Origin of the sequence: Streptomyces sp. NPDC008139 (assembly GCF_042957025.1) — a bacterium.
Classification (GTDB): domain Bacteria; phylum Actinomycetota; class Actinomycetes; order Streptomycetales; family Streptomycetaceae; genus Actinacidiphila.
The window spans coordinates 28,173-46,940 of the sequence record NZ_JBIBHM010000022.1; the positions used below are offsets into that span (position 1 = coordinate 28,173).

The 18,768-nt window shown below is 72.3% G+C and carries 17 protein-coding genes and 1 pseudogene; 14 read left to right on the forward strand and 4 right to left on the reverse strand.

The genetic code is table 11. The features are described from left to right. Positions 1–12 precede the first annotated feature (12 nt). From ACFZBB_RS32810 to ACFZBB_RS32820, 3 genes are read left to right on the forward strand one after another with little or no spacing between them, the layout of a single operon-like run. Positions 13–861: an AraC family ligand binding domain-containing protein gene (locus tag ACFZBB_RS32810; RefSeq protein WP_391130272.1), complete on the forward strand. Its 849-nt coding sequence runs from the start codon at positions 13–15 to the stop codon at positions 859–861. Positions 862–871: 10 nt separating this feature from the next. Beyond that, positions 872–1,711, forward strand: coding sequence for an AzlC family ABC transporter permease (locus ACFZBB_RS32815; RefSeq protein WP_391130275.1), 840 nt, complete (start codon positions 872–874; stop codon positions 1,709–1,711). Beyond that, positions 1,708–2,034 (forward strand): AzlD domain-containing protein, encoded by a 327-nt coding sequence (locus ACFZBB_RS32820; RefSeq protein WP_391130279.1) that lies wholly within the window; start codon positions 1,708–1,710, stop codon positions 2,032–2,034. The genes ACFZBB_RS32815 and ACFZBB_RS32820 overlap by 4 nt, the downstream gene beginning before the upstream one ends. Before the next feature lie 94 nt (positions 2,035–2,128). Here the strand turns inward: ACFZBB_RS32820 and ACFZBB_RS32825 are convergent, their stop codons facing one another. Next, complete coding sequence (locus ACFZBB_RS32825) at positions 2,129–3,031, reverse strand: hypothetical protein (RefSeq protein ID WP_391130281.1); 903 nt, start codon at positions 3,029–3,031, stop codon at positions 2,129–2,131. A 100-nt stretch (positions 3,032–3,131) separates the two neighbouring features. Here ACFZBB_RS32825 and ACFZBB_RS32830 point away from each other — a divergent pair, with 100 nt between their 5' ends. The 3 genes and pseudogenes from ACFZBB_RS32830 to recX all read left to right on the forward strand — a co-directional run. Next, complete coding sequence (locus tag ACFZBB_RS32830; protein WP_188286122.1) at positions 3,132–3,326, forward strand: DUF3046 domain-containing protein; 195 nt, start codon at positions 3,132–3,134, stop codon at positions 3,324–3,326. Between the two features lie 237 nt (positions 3,327–3,563). Beyond that, positions 3,564–4,697 (forward strand): recombinase RecA, encoded by a 1,134-nt coding sequence (recA, locus tag ACFZBB_RS32835; protein ID WP_355338167.1) that lies wholly within the window; start codon positions 3,564–3,566, stop codon positions 4,695–4,697. Beyond that, positions 4,642–5,265, forward strand: a pseudogene (gene recX, locus ACFZBB_RS32840) (recombination regulator RecX); the annotation flags it as partial. The gene recA and the pseudogene recX, both read left to right, overlap by 56 nt. A 198-nt stretch (positions 5,266–5,463) precedes the next feature. Here the strand turns inward: recX and ACFZBB_RS32845 are convergent. Beyond that, the gene (locus tag ACFZBB_RS32845; RefSeq protein WP_391130283.1) at positions 5,464–7,170 is read right to left on the reverse strand and encodes an FAD-dependent monooxygenase; all 1,707 of its coding nucleotides are present in this window, start codon (positions 7,168–7,170) and stop codon (positions 5,464–5,466) included. A gap of 299 nt (positions 7,171–7,469) precedes the next feature. Here ACFZBB_RS32845 and ACFZBB_RS32850 point away from each other — a divergent pair, with 299 nt between their 5' ends. Continuing rightward, positions 7,470–8,237 (forward strand): response regulator, encoded by a 768-nt coding sequence (locus ACFZBB_RS32850; protein WP_391130286.1) that lies wholly within the window; start codon positions 7,470–7,472, stop codon positions 8,235–8,237. 17 nt (positions 8,238–8,254) lie between these two features. Further along, positions 8,255–9,712, forward strand: a complete 1,458-nt coding sequence (locus tag ACFZBB_RS32855; RefSeq protein WP_391130289.1) for an ATP-binding protein — start codon at positions 8,255–8,257, stop codon at positions 9,710–9,712. 93 nt (positions 9,713–9,805) lie between these two features. Here the strand turns inward: ACFZBB_RS32855 and ACFZBB_RS32860 are convergent, their stop codons facing one another. Next, positions 9,806–10,822: a TAXI family TRAP transporter solute-binding subunit gene (locus ACFZBB_RS32860; RefSeq protein WP_391130292.1), complete on the reverse strand. Its 1,017-nt coding sequence runs from the start codon at positions 10,820–10,822 to the stop codon at positions 9,806–9,808. 112 nt (positions 10,823–10,934) lie between these two features. On the opposite strand from ACFZBB_RS32860, the gene miaB reads away from it, so the two are divergent. Both miaB and ACFZBB_RS32870 read left to right on the forward strand, forming a co-directional pair. Continuing rightward, positions 10,935–12,422 carry a tRNA (N6-isopentenyl adenosine(37)-C2)-methylthiotransferase MiaB gene (gene miaB / locus ACFZBB_RS32865; protein ID WP_391130295.1) on the forward strand — a complete coding sequence of 496 codons (1,488 nt, stop codon included), beginning with the start codon at positions 10,935–10,937 and terminating at the stop codon, positions 12,420–12,422. Between the two features lie 99 nt (positions 12,423–12,521). After that, positions 12,522–13,259: a class III extradiol dioxygenase subunit B-like domain-containing protein gene (locus tag ACFZBB_RS32870; RefSeq protein WP_391130298.1), complete on the forward strand. Its 738-nt coding sequence runs from the start codon at positions 12,522–12,524 to the stop codon at positions 13,257–13,259. 86 nt (positions 13,260–13,345) lie between these two features. Here ACFZBB_RS32870 and ACFZBB_RS32875 read toward each other — a convergent pair whose 3' ends face one another. Next, positions 13,346–13,582 carry an Rv0909 family putative TA system antitoxin gene (locus tag ACFZBB_RS32875; RefSeq protein WP_391052242.1) on the reverse strand — a complete coding sequence of 79 codons (237 nt, stop codon included), beginning with the start codon at positions 13,580–13,582 and terminating at the stop codon, positions 13,346–13,348. 120 nt (positions 13,583–13,702) lie between these two features. Between ACFZBB_RS32875 and miaA the strand changes: the two genes are divergently transcribed. From miaA to ACFZBB_RS32895, 4 genes are all read left to right on the forward strand, one after another. Next, positions 13,703–14,617, forward strand: a complete 915-nt coding sequence (miaA, locus tag ACFZBB_RS32880) for a tRNA (adenosine(37)-N6)-dimethylallyltransferase MiaA (protein ID WP_391130300.1) — start codon at positions 13,703–13,705, stop codon at positions 14,615–14,617. A gap of 105 nt (positions 14,618–14,722) precedes the next feature. Then, entirely contained in the window at positions 14,723–15,241 is a 519-nt protein-coding gene (locus tag ACFZBB_RS32885) for a hypothetical protein (protein ID WP_355338786.1), read from the forward strand. 52 nt (positions 15,242–15,293) lie between these two features. After that, positions 15,294–16,199 carry a diaminopimelate epimerase gene (gene dapF / locus ACFZBB_RS32890; RefSeq protein WP_391130303.1) on the forward strand — a complete coding sequence of 302 codons (906 nt, stop codon included), beginning with the start codon at positions 15,294–15,296 and terminating at the stop codon, positions 16,197–16,199. Positions 16,200–16,397: 198 nt separating this feature from the next. Next, a complete protein-coding gene (locus ACFZBB_RS32895) occupies positions 16,398–18,569 on the forward strand; it encodes an HD domain-containing protein (RefSeq protein WP_391130306.1) in 2,172 nt (723 codons plus the stop codon). Positions 18,570–18,768 lie beyond the last annotated feature (199 nt).

Below are 18,768 nucleotides of genomic sequence, written 5' to 3' on the forward strand. Positions count from 1 at the left end.
CACAATGGCCCTGTGACGGTGCGAGAGCAGGCCAGGTACTGGGAACACCCCGGACTGCCCGGAGTCGACCTGCTGCGTGCCCGCTATGTCCGGCACACCTTCACCCGGCACGCCCACGACAGCTACGTGATCGCGGCGGTCACCGGAGGCGTCGAGGGCATCGGGCTGCCCGGCGGAGCCGAGCGGGCGGGCGCGGGCGGAGTCGTCCTGATCAACCCCGAGACCCCGCACACCGCCTACGCGGGTGTCGAGGAGGGCTGGAGCTACCGGGTCCTCTACCCCTCGCCCGCCGTGGTCGCCGCCGTCGCCGCGGAGACCACGGCACTGCGCGGCACCCCCTCCTTCAACGCCTCCGTGCTCGACGACCCCGTGACCGCCCGCATGATCGCCGACGTCCATCGCGCCGCCGAAGGGGACAACGCGCTCGCCGCCGACACGCAGCTGCGCCTGGTCGTCGCCCGGATGCTCGCCCGTCACGCGAACTCCGCGGCCCCCGGACCCGTGCCCGTCGCGGGCGCGGGCGTCGCGGCCCGCGCCCGCGACCTGCTGGCCACCCGCCTGGCGGCCCCGCCGAGCCTGGAGGAACTGGCCCGTGAGGTCGGCACCGGCCCCTTCGCCCTGCTGCGCGCCTTCAAGGCCGCCTACGGGCTGCCGCCGCACGCCTGGCTGACCGGTGAAAGGGTCAGGGCCGCCCGCCGCCTGCTCGACACAGGCGTCAGCCCGGCCGACACGGCCGCCGCCGTCGGCTTCACCGACCAGCCCCACCTCAACCGGCACTTCGCCCGGATCGTCGGCGTCCCGCCCGGCGCCTACCAACGCGGGCGCAAGAACGTACAAGACCCGCCGTCCCGCCGTCCCTAGCCTCATGCGGGTGACGGGACACCCGATAGCCACAGAACCCGCGGAATCCGCCGACCGCAGAGAATCCACCGGGTCGGCGGACCGGCAGCCGCGCCCCGCGCGCGCCCAGGTCGTCCGCGACGCCCTCGGGGTGGGCGTCGCCGTCGGGCTCTCCGGCTTCGCCTTCGGCGTGACCTCCGCCGGAGCCGGGCTCGCACTCGCCCAGACCTGCGCCCTGTCCCTGCTGGTGTTCACCGGAGCGTCGCAATTCGCCCTGGTCAGCGCCCTGGGGGCGGGCGGCAACCCCTTCGCGGCAGCCGCAGGAGCCTTCTTCCTCGGCACCCGCAACGCCTTCTACGGGCTCCGGCTCTCCCAACTCCTCCGCCTGCCCGCCGCGATACGGCCGCTGGCCGCGCAGTGGGTCATCGACGAGACCTCCGCGGTCGCGCTGGCGCAGAAGGACCGCGCCTCCGCGCGGCTGGGCTTCACCGTCACCGGAGTCAGCCTCTACGCCCTGTGGAATCTGACCACCCTCATCGGCGCCCTGGGCGCCTCGGCGCTCGGCGACCCCGCTTCCTGGGGGCTGGACGCGGCAGGCCCCGCCGTCTTCCTCGCGCTCCTCGCCCCCATGGTCAAGGGGCGCGCCGAACGGGCGGTCGCCGCGGTCGCCGTCCTGCTCGGCCTTGTCTGCCTGCCACTCCTGCCCGCCGGGGTCCCGGTCCTGGTCGCCGCCCTGGCAGCGCCCCTCGTCCTGGCCGTCACCCGCGCGAAGCGCACCGGAAAGGACGCGTCAGGAACCGTACGGAAGCCGGAACGGGTACCAGTAAAGGCACCAGCACAGGCGCGGGAAGAGGGAGAGGCAGCGGAATGAGCACAGGAGCGAGTACCTGGATCGCCGTCCTCGTGACGGCCCTCGGCTGCTACGCGGTCAAACTGCTGGGCCTGTCCGTACCGGCGGGATTGCTGGAACGCCCCCTGGTCAAGCGCCTCGCCGCGCTCGTGCCCATCGCGCTCCTAGCCGCGCTCACCGCCCTCCAGACCTTCGGCACCAGCGGACTGCGGTTGGCCGTGGACGCGCGCTCGGCCGGGCTCGCGGCGGCGGCCGTGGCCCTCCTGCTGCGGGCGCCCTTCCTCGTGGTGGTGGCCGCGGCCGTCGTCGTGACCGCGGCCGTACGGGCCGTCTCCGGCATGTGAGCCACGGGCCGGTCCTGCGCGACATCCGGTGCCCGGTCACCGGTGTAAGGACCGGGCACCTGGATCAGCGCCCCTTACCCGCGCGGCCTCGACGTCAGCCGAGACGGCCGTACGCGCGCAGCGTCCGCAGCGCCTCGATCGTCACCATGGGCCGCCCTTCGAGGGCGGAGCCGGGCGCCCACTCGCGCCAGGTGATCGGCCAGCCTCCGTCGTCGCCCTGCTGCCCCGCGAGATGGTCCAGCGACCGTTCCATCTCGGTGTCGGTGAACCACGACCGGGCGGCCGAGTCGGGGGAGGGCGCGAAGTCGTGGGCGAAGTGGTGTTCGCCCGGCGCGTATCCGGTCGGCGGCGCGACCTGCCCGGCGCGCTCGGGCTCCAGCAGCGCCAGACCCTGCTCGCGCACCAGTCGTCCCAGCCGCTCCACCGCGCCCTGCGCACGCGGCCGGTTTTGCGCCGAGGCCAGGAACGCCAGCGAGGCCAGCACCTCATAGGGATGCGTCCGGTCCAGGGCGTCGATCGCCGCCCAGCAGAAGTCCGTCGACCTGAACAGCCACGCGTGCCACACCTCGTTGCGGCGCAGCAGCCCCACCACGGGTCCGGTGGCGAGCAGGTCACCGGGCGGGTCGTCGGAGATCCGCATCCAGGGCGCGTACGGATAGCCGCGCAAGGACGCGTCGACCGCGGGCAGCGCGCCCTCAGCCGTCGAGCACGCCGTCAGATAGCGGCAGATGCGCTCGGCCCTGCCGCCCCTGCACCGGTCGATCTCGTCCAGCACCCGCAGCGCGTACGCCACGTGCAGCGGCTGGCTCACCGGACCGCGCAGGTCGGGCTCCAGCGCGTGGCCGTATCCGGCGTCGTCATTGCGGTACGCGTCGAGCGCGGTCTCGACCGCGTCGCCGTCGCCGTCGAGGAAGTGGAAGGCGAACCTGCGCTGCTCGAGCACACGGGCGGTGAGCCACACGAACTGCTCGGCGCGACCTAGCGGGGTTGCTGGCATGCGCGCACCCTAGGGCGTGCGCGGCGGCCTGAACACGGCTGAGCCGAGGAGCCACCCGGCTGTGTGACGGTACGCGTGCGGGCGCGGGATACTGGCAGTCATGCGGTTGACGATTTTCTGGGAGCGGATGCGCGCGCACTTCGGCGACGCGTACGCCGATTCCTTCGCGCGGGACCATGTGATGGCCGAATTGGGCGGCCGTACGGTGCATCAGGCGCTGGACGACGGCTGGGAGGCCAAGGACGTCTGGCGCGCGGTGTGCGCCTCGATGGACGTGCCCGCCGCCAAGCGCTGACGCGGCGTCGCGAGCGGAGCGACGGATTCAGGAGTGGCCCGACACCCCCGGCGGGTCGCTTGACATCAAATTCGAACATCCATTCTTATGGCTTGTGCCGGGTGGATTTCCGTGGTGACGAAGCGTGTTTCCGCCGGAGTTATCCACAGCACGGGGCGACGGCCGGGCGCGTTGTCAGTGCCAGGCGCTAGCGTCGTGGACGTGAAGCGATCGAACCAGACATCCCGGGTGGAGCCCATGGCAGGAAACGACCGCGAGAAGGCGCTCGACGCCGCGCTCGCGCAGATTGAACGGCAGTTCGGCAAAGGCGCGGTCATGCGCCTGGGCGACCGGCCGAACGAACCCATCGAAGTCATCCCCACCGGATCGACCGCTCTTGACGTGGCACTCGGCGTCGGCGGGCTGCCGCGCGGCCGAGTGGTGGAGGTCTACGGCCCGGAGTCCTCCGGTAAGACGACCCTCACCCTGCACGCGGTGGCCAACGCCCAGAGGGCGGGCGGCACGGTTGCGTTCGTGGACGCCGAGCACGCGCTGGACCCCGACTACGCCAAGGCGCTCGGCGTCGACACGGACAATCTGATCCTGTCCCAGCCGGACACCGGCGAGCAGGCGCTGGAGATCGTGGACATGCTGGTCCGCTCCGGCGCTCTCGACCTCATCGTGGTCGACTCCGTGGCAGCCCTCGTGCCACGGGCCGAGATCGAGGGCGAGATGGGCGACTCGCACGTGGGTCTCCAGGCCCGCCTGATGAGCCAGGCCCTCCGCAAGATCACCAGCGCGCTCAACCAGACCAAGACCACCTGCATCTTCATCAACCAGCTCCGCGAGAAGATCGGTGTGATGTTCGGCTCGCCGGAGACCACCACCGGTGGCCGCGCGCTGAAGTTCTACGCCTCCGTCCGGCTCGACATCCGCCGGATCGAGACTCTCAAGGACGGCACCGAGGCGGTCGGCAACCGTACCCGCGTCAAGGTCGTCAAGAACAAGGTCGCGCCGCCCTTCAAGCAGGCCGAGTTCGACATCCTCTACGGCCACGGCATCAGCCGTGAGGGCGGCCTGATCGACATGGGCGTCGAGCACGGCTTCGTCCGCAAGTCCGGCGCCTGGTACACGTACGAGGGCGACCAGCTCGGTCAGGGCAAGGAAAACGCGCGCAATTTCCTGAAGGACAACCCCGACCTGTCGGACGAGATCGAGAAGAAGATCAAGGAGAAGCTCGGCGTCGGCGTGCCGAAGGTCGAGGCGCCGGGCGCACAGCCCGGGGCGGACGCGGCAGGACCCGCGGCCGTGGCCAAGACCGACGCTCCCAAGGCCGAGGTCCCCGCGCCCAAGGGCGCGAAGGCGACCAAGGCGACCGCCGCCAAGGCCTGACGCCGTGGCGCGCAGGTCCACTGAGCGCGGCGGCTCTTCCGAGTCGAGGGCCTCGCGAGAGCCGCCGCTCGATCCCGAGGAGCAGGCGCGGGCGCTGTGCCTGCGCCTGCTCACCGGGACACCCCGCACCCGCAGGCAGCTCGCCGACGCCCTGCGCAAGCGCGAGATCCCGGACGAGGTCGCCGAGCACGTCCTGGAACGCTTCCAGGACGTGGGGCTGATCGACGACCAGGCGTTCGCCAACTCCTGGGTGGAGTCCCGGCACCGCGGCCGGGGTCTCGCCCGCCGTGCCCTCGCACAGGAGCTCCGCCACCGCGGAGTGGACGCGGAGCTGGTGAACGAAGCGGTCGGACTGCTCGACCACGACCAGGAGGAGCAGACCGCCCGCGAGCTGGTACGCCGCAGGCTGCCGGGCACCCGCGGGCTGGACCGCGACAAGCGGATCCGCCGCGTCGCGGGCATGCTCGCCCGCAAGGGCTACTCCGAGGGCCTGGCCCTCCGGGTGGTCCGGGAAGCGCTCGCCGCCGAGGGCGTCGAGGAGGAGCTCGAAGAGGAGCCGTGGGAGTGACGGCGGCGAGGACGGCGGAATCCTGGAAGGTGAGGGAGTACGAAGGCCCCGCCACCGGGCGTCGCCCTGCCACCAGGGTCTCCGAAAACCGCCCCGCCGTCCGGCACCGAGACCATCAGCCAAGGGAAACGGTGCCGGTGACCGGCAGCCCCGGCCGACTGGCGGTGACCGTCCGGCAGGGCGTGTCCGGCCCGGCTGCTACCGGGTGTGCCCGCTGACCCGCGTGCCCGCCGCGCCGCCGGGCCCGCCGCCTTCTCCGTCACCGTCGTCGGAGTCCGGCTCCGTACCTTCGCCGGCCGCCGGCACCGGCGGACCGCCGCGGGCCAGGTCGGCGTACGAGTACAGCTCCGCGGGGCGGCAGCCCACCATCGCCGTGACCAGTCGCCCGTCCGGCCGGATCAGCAGCACGCTGTGCGCGGTCGCCCCCGGATACGTCTCGGCGACGACCAGTTCCGCGCGGGTCGGCAGCGCGGCGACCGCAGAGGCGAGCCGGGGCATGAGCCCGGCGGTCAGCCAGTGACGGCTGTCCCACACCCCCGTACCCGGCGCGATCAGCACCACGATCAACCCCCGGCCGAGCCGGTCCCGCAGCCGTCCGACGGTGCCGTCGAGCGCGGTCACCGATACATCGGTCACCGCACCGCCCGGCGGCGTGTCGCACCCGGCGACCAGCGGCGACGGCCCGGACTTGCCGCCACCGGAGCGCGGCGCGGGCAGCGCGAGCGGCGAGCGCCCGTAGACCGAGGACGCGGCGGCGGACCCCCGGCCGAGATGGCTGTCGGTCAGCAGCTCCGCCTGGCCGCGCGCCGAGCCCGACAGCACCGCGTGCCGTACCGTCTGCCACGCGCCACTGGCCCGCAGCAGCGGAAGCGCCTGGTCGGTGGCGCGCAACCGGGCGCCGACCGCCCCGCGCCGCTCCGCCTCGTAGCTGTTCAGCAGTATCTTCGACGCGCCGTCGTGCCAGGCCAGCGAGAGCTTCCAGGACAGATTCTCCGCGTCCCGCAGCCCCTCCTCGACGCTCTGTGCGCCGAGCGCGCCCATCAGGTGTGCGGCGTCCCCCGCGAGGAAGACGCGCCCCCTGCGCCAGCGCCTGGCCAGCCGCTGGTGCACCGGATAGTCGGCCGAGCCGACGAGTTCGTACGGGACGACGCTGCCGCACCAGGCGGTGAGCGTGGACCGCAGCCGTTCCACCAGCGCGTCGGACGTGAGCAGCCGCCCCTGCGGGGGCAGCAGCCAGTCCAGCCGCCACAGGCCGTCCGGCAACGGACGGGCCGTCACCTCCTGGCCCGCGGGCGCCCCCGGCGGGTCGCGGTGCAGCAACGCCACACCCGGTTCGGGGAGTTCCGCGCGGATCACCGCCACCGCGTGCCGGTCGACGGCGGTGCGGCCGGGGAAACGTACGCCGGTCAGCTTGCGGACCGTCGAACGGGGACCGTCGCAGCCGACCAGGAAACTGCCGCGCCACCAGGTGTCGTGCGACCCGCGGGTGTGCACGGTGATCCCGAGACCGTCCTGCTCGAAGGCGTCCACCCGGCAGCCCGGCACGATCCGCACCGACCCGCAGGCGAGCAGCGCGTCGCGCAGGCCGCGCTCCAATTGGTGCTGCGCGATGTGCGTGGGGGAGTCCTGCGGTCCGAATTCGACGCGCAGCACTTCCGTACGACGGCGCAATGTGCGCCAGGCCGACCAGGAGGCTCCGTCGCTGCGGACACCGGCGTAGCCGAGCCGTTCGACGAACGCGACCGTGTCGGGGCCGAGGACCGCGGTGCGTGGGCGCCGTAACCCGTCGGCATCGGTCAGTGCCTCCGCCTCGTCGAGGACGATGACGGGGACGTCGCGGCGGGCCAGAGCGAGGGCGAGGGCCAGGCCCACGGGACCCGCCCCCGCGACGATCACCGGGTCCATGGAGAGGCCCCCGGAAGAAGTGCGGTCACAAAGCGTATGCAACCCACTGCGCCTTCCCACGTCAAGCGACGGTCCCGCCTCGGCGCGGTGCGCCGCTCCACGCGCCCTCCGCGCTCCGTGCGCGCCCTCGGGCACCTCCGGTGCGTACCGGGTCGGTAACGGTCCGCCGCGCGAGCCGGTAGGGCCTTGACGCACCCCGTGCCGATCGGCGTGGATTCGGTCCACAGGCACCGCTACCACACACGAACAACAAGATCAGCCGAAATGATCATAAGACCGGATGAACAGGGAGGTTGACGATGCGACTGCTCCTCGTGGAGGACGACGACAGGGTCGCCTCCGCCCTCTCCGCGGTCCTCGGCAAGCACGGCTTCGACGTGCGGCACGCCCGCAGCGGCGAGGAGGCGATCCAGGCGCTGCTGCCCGGCGACGGCCCCGCGTACGACTGCGTCCTGCTCGATCTGGGGCTGCCCGATCAGGACGGTTTCGAGGTGTGCAGCCGGATACGCCGCCGTACCGCGACCCCGGTGATCATGGTGACCGCGCGGGCCGACGTACGCTCCCGGATCCACGGCCTCAACCTGGGCGCGGACGACTACGTGGTGAAGCCGTACGACACGGGCGAGCTGCTGGCGCGGATCCACGCCGTGAGCCGCCGCCCGCCGCTGAACGGGCAAGGTGCCGCCGGGCCGACGGCCACCGGCCCGACCGTCGCGGGCACCGGAGTGCTGGCCGCCGCGCGGACCGGCGAGACCGGCCCGCAGGAGAGCGCCAAACTGCTGCTCGGCACGGTCACCATCGAACTGTCCACCCGCCGCGTCACCGTGGAGGGCGATCTGATCGCCCTCACCCGCAAGGAGTTCGACCTGCTGTCGCTGCTCGCCAAACGGCCGGGTGTCGTCTTCCGCAGGGAGCAGATCATCAGCGAGGTGTGGCGCACCGCGTGGGAGGGTACGGGTCGCACCCTTGAGGTCCATGTGGCATCCCTGCGCTCCAAGCTGCGGACCCCGGCGATGATCGAGACGGTGCGCGGGGTCGGATACCGGCTCGTCGTCCCCGTCGGCTGACCGTCGAGGCCACCACCTTGCGCTCCCGCCTGCTCCCGCTGCTCATCGTGCTGATGGCCGGCGTCCTGCTGGCCCTCGGCTTCCCGCTGGCCGCCAGCCAGGCCGCGTCCCAGCAGCAACGCGTCGTGGTCGACCGCATCGACGACACCACGCGCTTCGCGGCACTCGCGCAGTACGTCACCGCGCGGGACGAACAGACCGCCGTGGACAGCGCCGACGACGAGCGGCTGCACACCCTGCGCACCGAACTCACCCGCTACAAGGAGCTGTACGGCATCGACGCCGGAGTCTTCTACCGGGACCGCACCGCGATGGCCGCCGCGCCCGGCGACTGGCAGGTGCCGGACGAGGGCGAGCTGTTCGACGCCTACAACTCGGCGCTGCTCGGCCGCCGCACCCACGACCCCCGCCAGGTGTGGCCGTGGCAGACCCGCAAACTCGCCATTGCCTCGCCGATCGTCCGGGACGGGGACGTCGTCGCCGTCGTCGTGACCGATTCGCCGACCGGCGCGCTGCGCTCCCGCATCCTGCACGGCTGGCTGCTGCTGGCGGCCGGGGAACTGGCGGCGATGGCCATCGCCGTGCTCTTCGCCGTCCGCCTGACCGCCTGGGTGCTGCTTCCGGTCGCCACCTTGGACCGCGTAACCCACGACATCGCGACCGGCCGGATGAAGTCGCGTGTCGGAACGGCGGGCGGCCCGCCGGAACTCCGCCGCCTGGTCCGTTCGTTCAACGAGATGGCCGACAACGTCGAGGAAGTCCTCGACCAGCAGCGGGCCTTCGTGGCGGACGCGTCGCACCAGTTGCGCAATCCGCTCGCCGCACTGCTGCTGCGGATCGAATTGCTCGGCCTGGAACTGCCAGACGGTCACGACGAGGCCGAGGCGGTGAAGGAGGAGGGGCACCGGCTCGCCCAGGTGCTCGACGACCTGCTGGGCCTGGCGCTCGCCGAACGCTCCGGCAGTCATCTGGCCGTCACCGATCTCGCCGCGCTCGCCCGTACCCGCTCAGCGGCCTGGCGACCGGTCGCCGACCAGGCGGGAATCTCCGTGGAGTTCACGGTGGAGGGGGAGGACCGGGGAGGCGAGAGTCCGGGGGAGCGGGCGGCGCTCAAGGTGACCGGGTGGGCCGACGCGGTCGCGCTGTCCAGCGCCTTGGACGCGGTGATCGACAACGCGATCAAATTCACCCCGCGCGGCGAGGCCGTCCATGTGCGCGTGGCGGCGGACGACCAGCGCACCGCGATCTCCGTCGCCGACAGCGGCCCCGGTCTGACGGACGAGGAACTCGCCAGGATCGGCGATCGTTTCTGGCGCAGCGCCCGCCACCAGAATGTGCACGGCTCCGGCCTCGGCCTGTCCATCGCCCGCGCCCTGCTGAGTCAGGGCGGCGGCGCCATCAGTTACGGGCGGCGCGATCCGCACGGCCTGGAGGTCATCCTGACGGTGCCGAGGACGGCGCCGGTCGGGGCGTGACCGTCCGGTTGTCGGATCGTACGACGTCTGATCATGACCACGGAATGCGCGGCGGGGTGAGCGCGCGACAGGGTCGGGGCGGAGGAGCACACGCTACGGCTTCACCGACCGGTAGTACCGCTCCGCGCCGACATGCAGCGGCAGCGGATCGGTGAACACCGCGGTCCGCAGGTCCACCAATTGCGCCGCGTGCACCTCCTTGCCGATCGCGTCCCGGCTGTCGATCACCGCACGGGTGAGCCGTTCGACCAGGCCGGTATTCGCGCGGTCCGTGGTGACCAGCAGATTGGCGACGGCGATGGTCGCGATCGCCTGCCCCTTCTGCGCCTGCGGATACGCGTCGGCGGGCATCACGGCCTGCCGGTAGTACGCCATCTGCGGTCCCATGGAATGCAGCTTCGCCACCAGGTCGCCGAGTTGGACGAGCTTGATGCCCGGCGAGGAGTGCGCCATCTCGGCCACGGCGGCGGTCGGCAGCCCGCCCGACCAGAAGAACGCGTCCAGTTGCTTGTCGCGCAGCATCGCCGGCGCCTGGTCGATGCCGACCGGTATCGCGTCCACATCCTTGGTGATGTCCAGGCCCGCCGCCGCGAACAGCCGCCTGGTGATCAGATTGACCCCGGAGTCCGCCTGGCCGACCCCGACCCGCAGCCCGCGCAGATCGCGCGCGGACCGGACCGTGGAATCGCTCGGTACGACAAGCTGCATGTAGTCGTCGTAGAGCCGGGCGCAGGCGCGCAACTGGTCCTTGCCGGGACCGTCGTAATTGGCGACGGCGTCGGCCGCGGCGATGGTGAAGTCCGCCCGTCCTGACGCCACTCGCTTGATGTTGTCGACCGAGCCCTCGGTGTGCACGAGATTGACCCGCACTCCCGGCAGCGCGGTGTGCAGATCGCCCTTGAGGAGCAGCCCGTACTTCTCGTACACCCCGTTGGCGACCCCGGTGGCCAGCGACATCGGCGCCCGCGGATACGAAGGACCCGCGTTCGGCAGCAGCCACCACAGCAGGAGGGCGAGCACGGAGACCCCGGCCAGCAGCGCCTGGAGCACGCGCCGTCGCCTGCCCAGCGCGGCATCGCGCAGGCGTACGACGGGGCGGGGGAGGTCCATGCATGGGGATCCTGCCAGCCGGGCGGGAATCGGGGAAGGGCGGTCGGCGGCGGCCGGTCCCGGGAAGGCGGGGGCGCCGGGCCCCGGCGACCACGTACTCTGGGTGATTGTTATGAGCGCGCGTACTTACGAGGTCCGCACCTACGGGTGCCAGATGAACGTCCACGACTCCGAGCGGCTGTCCGGCCTTTTGGAGGACGCGGGGTATGTCCGCGCGCCTTCCGACGCCGACGGCGCGGATGTCGTCGTTTTCAACACCTGCGCGGTGCGGGAGAACGCCGACAACCGGCTGTACGGCAACCTCGGCCAGCTCGTACCGAAGAAGGCCGCCAGGCCCGGCATGCAGATCGCCGTCGGCGGCTGCCTGGCGCAGAAGGACCGCGACACCATCGTGAAGCGGGCCCCCTGGGTCGACGTCGTCTTCGGCACCCACAACATCGGGCAGCTCCCGGTGCTGTTGGAGCGGGCCAGGATCGCCGAAGAGGCCCAGGTCGAGATCGTCGAGTCGCTGGAGACCTTCCCCTCGACGCTGCCCTCGCGCCGCGAGTCCGCGTACGCCGCCTGGGTCGCGGTCTCCGTCGGCTGCAACAACACCTGCACCTTCTGCATCGTCCCCGCCCTGCGCGGCAAGGAGAAGGACCGCAGGCCCGGCGATGTGCTCGCCGAGGTCGAGGCCCTGGTCTCCGAGGGCGTCGTCGAGGTCACCCTGCTCGGCCAGAACGTGAACGCGTACGGCTCCGACATCGGCGACCGCGAGGCGTTCGGCAAGCTGCTGCGCGCCGCGGGCACCATCGACGGCCTGGAGCGGATCCGCTTCACCTCGCCGCACCCGCGCGACTTCACCGACGACGTCATCGCCGCCATGGCCGAGACGCCCAATGTGATGCATCAGCTCCACATGCCGCTCCAGTCCGGCTCCGACACGGTGCTGAAGGCGATGCGCCGGTCGTACCGGCAGGATCGTTACCTCGGGATCATCGAGAAGGTGCGCGCCGCGATGCCGGACGCCGCCATCACCACCGACATCATCGTGGGCTTCCCCGGCGAGACCGAGGAGGACTTCGAGCAGACCCTGCACGTGGTGCGCGAGGCCCGCTTCGCGCAGGCCTTCACCTTCCAGTATTCCAAGCGGCCCGGCACCCCCGCCGCCGAGATGGACGGCCAGATCCCGAAGGCCGTCGTCCAGCAGCGGTACGAGCGGCTGGTCGCGCTCCAGGAGGAGATCTCCTGGGAGGAGAACAAGAAGCAGGTCGGCCGCACGATCGAGGTGCTGGTCGCCGAGGGCGAGGGCCGCAAGGACGACGCCACCCGGCGGCTGTCCGGTCGCGCGCCCGACAACCGCCTCGTGCACTTCGAGCGCCCGGACGAGCCGGTCAGGCCCGGCGACATGGTGACCGTCGAGATCACCTACGCCGCGCCGCACCATCTGCTCGCGGAGAAGCCCGCCGCCGCCGTACGCCGTACGCGGGCGGGCGACGCGTGGGAGCGGCGCAACGCGGCTCCGGCCGCGCCCCGCACGGGCGTGATGCTGGGCCTGCCGACGATCGGCGCGCCCGCCGTGACGGAGCCGGCGTCCCTGGGCGGATGCAGCGTCCAGTGACGCGCGCGGTCCCGGACACCGGTGCGCGGCTGAACGTGCCGACGCCGTTGTCCGGCGACGGCCGTCTATCCGCGAGGCCGCGCCGGTAAGGTTTCGATCATGCTGGTCGCCGCTGCCGTCTGTCCCTGTCCGCCGCTGCTGGTCCCGGAGGTGGCGGCAGGCGCCGCACCCGAACTCGACGCTTTGCGGGCCTCCTGCGCCGACGCGATCGGCGTTCTGGCCGCTTCCCGGCCCGACCGGCTGGTCGTGATCGGTCCGGCGGACCGGTCGCACCGCGGTGCTTTCGCCGAGGGCGTCACAGGCTCTTTCCGGCCGTTCGGTGTCGCGCTTGACGTCCGCCTCGGACCGGAACCCGGCGCGGCGGCCGACGTCACGGCCGAGCCCGCCGCTGAGCCCGCACGCACATTGCCGCCCTCGCTCGCCGTGGCCGCCTGGCTGCTGCGCGGCTGGCACGCCGCACCCGTCGAGGGCCTCGGGGTCGGCGAGCAACTGGAACAGCCGCGCTGCGCCGCCGCGGGCCGCGCTGTCGCCGAGGCCGCGGGACGCGTCGCCCTGCTCGTGATGGGGGACGGCAGCGCCTGCCGTACGGTCAAGGGGCCCGGCTACCTGGACGAGCGCGCCGAGCCCTTCGACGTGGCCGTGACCGCGGCCCTGGCGGCCGCCGACACCGACGCGCTCACCGCGCTGGACGCGGAGTTGGCCGATGCGCTGAAGGTGTCCGGCCGGGCGCCGTGGCAGGTGCTCGCGGGCGCGGCACAGGGCGCGAGCCTGGCGGGGGAGCTGCTGTACGAGGCGGCGCCGTACGGCGTGGGCTACGCCGTGGCGACCTGGACCTGAGCCGGAGAGCTACCCGGATATCCGACCCGGAGCCCCCGCCCGGACGCGCGACTCGGACGTCGTACGGCAGGGCGCCGCGGGAGCGCTCAGGCGGTCGCGTCGCCGTCCTTGCCGCTCTTGTCCTTGAGGTTGCCCAAGGCGCCCTTGGCCTTGTCCACCCCGGTGCCGATCTTGTCGCTGTACTTGCCGCCGGTCTTGGAGTCGACGGTGTGCGCCGCCTTCTCCAACCCCGACTCGATCTTGCCGCCGTGCTGCTGCGCCAAGTCGCCGGCCTTGCTCTTCGCCAAGCCCAGCTTGTCCTTGAATGTGTCCTTGAGGCCCATGCGGCACCTTCCCAAGCATCGTGAATCCCCCGCCCTGTTCCCGACCATACCTGTGCCCGTCCTGACCTGCTTCACGCCAATCGATCGAGGTCAGCGGCCAATGTTTGCGAGACTGGCCACGTGAAGAACCGTGTGATCGCCGTCGTCGGCCCGACCGCAGCCGGGAAGTCCGATCTGGGCGTGGCCCTGGCCCGGATCCTGGACGGCGAGGTGATCAACGCCGACTCCATGCAGCTCTACCGCGGTATGGACATCGGCACCGCCAAGCTCAGCCCGGACGAACGCCAGGGCGTGCCGCACCACCTGCTGGACATCTGGGACGTGACACAGGCCGCCAACGTCGCCGACTACCAGCGCCTCGCCCGCGTCGAGATCGACCGGCTCCACGCCGAAGGTCGCGTCCCGGTGCTCGTCGGCGGCTCCGGCCTCTACGTACGCGCCGCGATCGACGCCCTGGAGTTCCCCGGCACGGACGCGGCCGTCCGGGCCCGCCTGGAGGCCGAACTCGACATGCGCGGCTCCGGCGCCCTGCACGCCCGGCTGGCCGCGGTCGACCCCGAGGCCGCCCGCGCCATCCTGCCCAGCAACGGCCGCCGGATCGTTCGCGCCCTCGAAGTCGTGGAGATCACCGGCCGCCCCTTCGCCGCCAACCTCCCCGGCCCCGAGGGCGTCTACGACACCGTCCAGATCGGCGTCGACGTCCCCCGGCCCGAACTCGACGAACGTATCGCCCTGCGCGTCGACCGCATGTGGGAGGCCGGTCTGGTCGACGAGGTCCGCACCCTGGAGGCCGCAGGGCTGCGCGAAGGACGGACGGCCTCCCGCGCGCTCGGCTACCAACAGGTGCTCGCCGCGCTCGCCGGTGAGTGCACCGAGGACGAGGCCCGCGCCACGACCGTACGCGCCACCAAGCGCTTCGCACGCCGTCAGGACTCGTGGTTCCGCCGCGACCCGCGTGTGCACTGGCTCACGGCCCGCGGCACGGAACTCGCGCACCAGGCGCTGACGTTGCTCCAAGAAGCGGTTACAGCCTGATCACGTGATGGCATCGGGACGCTCCGGCGTCCCGGACCTGCCGGTCGACCGTGCCATCATCGAGCATCTAGCTACGGTGTCGGAGAATCGGGAGGGCGCGTGGCGATGGAAGCCGGCCCACGCGACACCCCAGCCGGGCGCGACCCCGCGGCGGAAGCCCAGATTCCCCCGGAGTTTCCGCGCAATGGCGCGATCCCCGAGTCGAGGAACACCCTGGAGCCCTTCGAGCCCCTGGACTCCCTCGGCTCCCTGGAAGCGATCGAGCCCCTTCCGCCGATGGAGGAGGGCCAGTCCTTCCGCGAGCTGCGCCCCCAGCGCCGACTGCGGATCTGGCAACTCGCCCCGATCATCGCCCTCGCGGTGAGCGGATCGCTGATGTTCGCCTTCCCCCTCGCCTTCGAATCCGGCGACGCGGGACCTGTCGTCGCCATGCTCGGCCTGCTGCTGTGCTGCTGCTCCGCCGGGTGGGGCCTGATGGCCGCCCGCCGGGTCGGCTACACCTGGCCCGGCCTGCCCGCCCGCGGCTCCGGTGCCCGTGTCGACTGGCGCTACGTGGCCGGGTACACCGCGCTGATCGCCCTGCTGGCGGTGCTCGCCGTCTGGCGCGTAGCCCGGCTGCGCTGACGGCCCCGCCCACCAGCCCGTCCCCCTCCGTCGCCCGCGTACGATCGATGACGTGACTGACGCGCGCCACGACACCGCACCGCTCGCCTTCCTCAAGGGCCACGGCACCGAGAACGACTTCGTGATCGTCCCCGACCCGGACGGTCTGCTCGACCTGTCCCCGGCCGACGTCACCCGGCTGTGCGACCGGCGCGCCGGAATCGGCGGTGACGGCCTGCTGCGCGTGGTCCGCTCCGCCGGCCACCCCGAGGCCGCGGCACTCGCCGACCGGGCCGAGTGGTTCATGGACTACCGCAACAGCGACGGCAGCATCGCCGAGATGTGCGGCAACGGCGTCCGCGTCTTCGCCCGCTACCTCCAGCGCGCCGGCCTGACCGACGCGGGCGATCTGGCCGTCGCCACCCGCGCCGGCGTCCGCGACGTTCACATCGCCAAGGACGCCGACGACGGCACTCCTGGCGACATCACGGTCTGCATGGGCCGCGCCACGCTTCCCGACGGCGCCGTCACCGTCACCGTGGGCGACCGCAGTTGGCCCGCGCTCCACGTCGACATGGGCAACCCGCACGCCGTCGCCTTCGTTGACACCCTCGCCCATGCCGGTGACCTCCTCCGTGCTCCGGCGGTCGCCCCCGCCGACGCCTACCCGGCGGGCACCAACGTCGAATTCGTCGTCGACCGCGGGCCGCGCCACGTGGCTCTGCGCGTCCACGAGCGCGGTTCCGGCGAGACCCGCTCCTGCGGCACGGGCGCCTGCGCCGTGATGGTCGCCGCGGCCCGCCGTGACGGCGCCGACCCGGCCGTCACCGGCCGCCCGGTCACGTACATCGTCGATGTCCCCGGCGGCCGACTGGTGATCACCGAGACCGCCGACGGACAGATCGAGATGACGGGACCCGCGGTGATCGTCGCCGAGGGCGTCATCGACCCGGCCTGGCTCGGCGGCCCCTCCCGCTGACCCCGGTGCCTGAACCACCACCTTTCCGGCGGTATCCGACCGGGATTCCCGCACACGTTCCCTCGAACGGGTGATGGGGATCACTCTCGGCGAGAGCGTGACTGCCGCACGTGGTGGGCTCGGTAGCATCAATCACCGGCGCGGCCCCACGGGGCGTGGAGAGCGTCCGCAGCCGGTTCAGGCTGCTGGAGGTGCCCGATGAGCGCAGACAACGCGGTGGACGCCGGCCGCAGTGCCGGGGCTCCGCGCCGTGGACTGCGCCGGATCGACCTGCTCAGGCTCGGCCGCGCGGCGCTACTCGGCCCCAGCGGCCGGGACCGCGTGCCGGACGCCATCGAGCACCTCACCAAGGTGCACCGCGCGCGCCACCCCGAAGCGGGCCCCGAAGCGATCGAGACGCTGCGGCGGGCGTATGTGCTCGCGGAGTCCTCGCACCGCGGTCAGATGCGCAAGAGCGGCGAGCCGTACATCACCCACCCGCTGGCGGTCACGCTGATCCTCGCCGAACTGGGCGCGGAGACCACCACCCTGACCGCCTCCCTCCTCCACGACACCGTCGAGGACACCGATGTGACGCTCGATCAGGTACGGGAGGAGTTCGGCCAGGAGGTCAGCTATCTCGTTGACGGCGTCACCAAGCTGGAGAAGGTCGACTACGGCGCCGCCGCGGAGCCGGAGACCTTCCGCAAGATGCTCGTCGCCACCGGCAATGACGTACGCGTGATGTCGATCAAGCTCGCCGACCGGCTGCACAACATGCGCACCCTCGGGGTGATGCGTCCCGAGAAGCAGGTGCGGATCGCCAAGGTCACCCGCGATGTGCTGATCCCGCTCGCCGAACGCCTCGGTGTGCAGGCGCTGAAGACCGAGCTCGAAGACCTGGTCTTCGCGATCCTCCACCCCGAGGAGCACGCCAGGACGCGCGCCATGATCGCCGCGAACGCCGCCGGACCCGACCTCCTCGCGGCTGTCGCCGAGGACCTGCGCAAGGTGCTGCGCGAGGCGGACATCGCCGCCGAGGTCGCCATCCGCCCGCGGCACGCGGTCTCCGTCCACCGCGTCCTGCTCAAGCGCGGCGGCGCGGAACTCGGCAGTTGCGACTTCGGCCGCCTGCTCGTCGTGGTCGCCGAGGACGCCGACTGTTATGCCGTGCTCGGTGAGCTGCACACCTGCTTCACCCCGGTGATCGCGGAGTTCAAGGACTTCATCGCCGCCCCCAAGTTCAACCTGTACCAATCGCTGCACACCGCCGTCGCCGACGAGCGCGGCCGGATCGCCGAAGTCCTCGTCCGCACCCGGCGGATGCACCGGGTCGCGGAGGCCGGGGTGATCGCGCTCGGCGATCCGCACGCCGTGGAGGAGACTCCGCAGGCCGCCGAGGCCGAGCAGGGGGCGAGCGCGGCGGAGACCTGGGGGAGGGTGGACCCGACCCAGCCCGGCTGGCTCGCCCGGCTGTTGGAGTGGCAGCGCGACGCCCCCGACCCCGACACCTTCTGGTCCGCTCTGCGGGACGACCTCGCCCAGGACCGCGAGATCACCGTCTTCGCCACCGAGTCCGGCGAGTCCATCGGCACGATGCGGCTGGCCGCCGGGGCGAGCTGCGTGGACGCCGCCTACGCGGTGCACGGCGAGGCCGGTCACCAGTGCGTCGGCGCCCGCGTCAACGGGCGGCTGGCGCCGCTGGGGACCCGGCTGCGCGACGGCGACACCCTCCAGCTCCTGATGGACGACTCCGCCACCTCCGGCCCCGACGCCGACTGGTTGGAGCACGCCATCACCCCGGCCGCCCGGATCGCCATCACCAGGTGGCTGACCCAGAACCCGGCGACGGCAGACGAGGACAAGCCGACGTCGGCCCCTGCGGTACGCCCGACCCACGCCGCGGGCCAGGCGCGCGCCGCCGAACCGGTGGCGGTCACCGACCTGCCGCACGCGACCGTACGGCTGGCCCGCTGTTGCACGCCGGTGCCTCCGGACGGCCTCACCGGATTCGTCATCCGCGGCGGCACCGTCGCCGTCCACCGCGTCGAGTGTCCGAGCACCGCCCGGATGGTCACGGCGGGCCGGGCGCCCGTACCCGTCCGCTGGCGCGACGACAGCCCCGCCAACGGCTTCCGGGCCACGATCCTCGCCGAGGCACTGAGCCGCCCGCGCCTGCTCGCCGACCTCACCGAGGCCATCGCGGCCCAGGGCGTCGGGATCGTCTCGGCCGCGGTGGAGCCCCCGCAGGAGCACCGGGTGCGGCACACGTACACGGTGGAGTTGCCCGACCCCCAGGCGCTGGCGGTCCTGATGCGGGCGATGCGGTCGGTGCCGGGTGTCTATGACGTCTACCGCGCGCGACTGGCCGTCACGGCGGCGCAGCCCTGAGACCAGGGCGCACACACGCTTGGACGCGTGCGAGGACTCTCGTGAGGACGCGTGCGCGGAAGCCCGGGTGAGCACCTGTGGGGACTTCGGGATGGGGATCATCACTCTCTCCTTCGATCGTTACTCCCAGTGAACGTCTGGTGGCAGATCGTAGGTTCCGGGGTGATCGTCACCCACTCGAGTGAATCCGGCGACGGCC

Excerpts from the sequence above, each read along its gene's own strand:
- ACFZBB_RS32820 (WP_391130279.1), top strand. The coding sequence starts at position 1,708 with ATGAGCACAGGAGCGAGTACCTGGATCGCCGTCCTCGTGACGGCCCTC.
- ACFZBB_RS32825 (WP_391130281.1), bottom strand. The coding sequence starts at position 3,031 with ATGCCAGCAACCCCGCTAGGTCGCGCCGAGCAGTTCGTGTGGCTCACC.
- ACFZBB_RS32830 (WP_188286122.1), top strand. The coding sequence starts at position 3,132 with ATGCGGTTGACGATTTTCTGGGAGCGGATGCGCGCGCACTTCGGCGAC.
- recA (WP_355338167.1), top strand. The coding sequence starts at position 3,564 with ATGGCAGGAAACGACCGCGAGAAGGCGCTCGACGCCGCGCTCGCGCAG.
- ACFZBB_RS32845 (WP_391130283.1), bottom strand. The coding sequence starts at position 7,170 with ATGGACCCGGTGATCGTCGCGGGGGCGGGTCCCGTGGGCCTGGCCCTC.
- ACFZBB_RS32850 (WP_391130286.1), top strand. The coding sequence starts at position 7,470 with ATGCGACTGCTCCTCGTGGAGGACGACGACAGGGTCGCCTCCGCCCTC.
- ACFZBB_RS32860 (WP_391130292.1), bottom strand. The coding sequence starts at position 10,822 with ATGGACCTCCCCCGCCCCGTCGTACGCCTGCGCGATGCCGCGCTGGGC.
- miaB (WP_391130295.1), top strand. The coding sequence starts at position 10,935 with ATGAGCGCGCGTACTTACGAGGTCCGCACCTACGGGTGCCAGATGAAC.
- ACFZBB_RS32870 (WP_391130298.1), top strand. The coding sequence starts at position 12,522 with ATGCTGGTCGCCGCTGCCGTCTGTCCCTGTCCGCCGCTGCTGGTCCCG.
- ACFZBB_RS32875 (WP_391052242.1), bottom strand. The coding sequence starts at position 13,582 with ATGGGCCTCAAGGACACATTCAAGGACAAGCTGGGCTTGGCGAAGAGC.
- ACFZBB_RS32885 (WP_355338786.1), top strand. The coding sequence starts at position 14,723 with ATGGAAGCCGGCCCACGCGACACCCCAGCCGGGCGCGACCCCGCGGCG.
- ACFZBB_RS32895 (WP_391130306.1), top strand. The coding sequence starts at position 16,398 with ATGAGCGCAGACAACGCGGTGGACGCCGGCCGCAGTGCCGGGGCTCCG.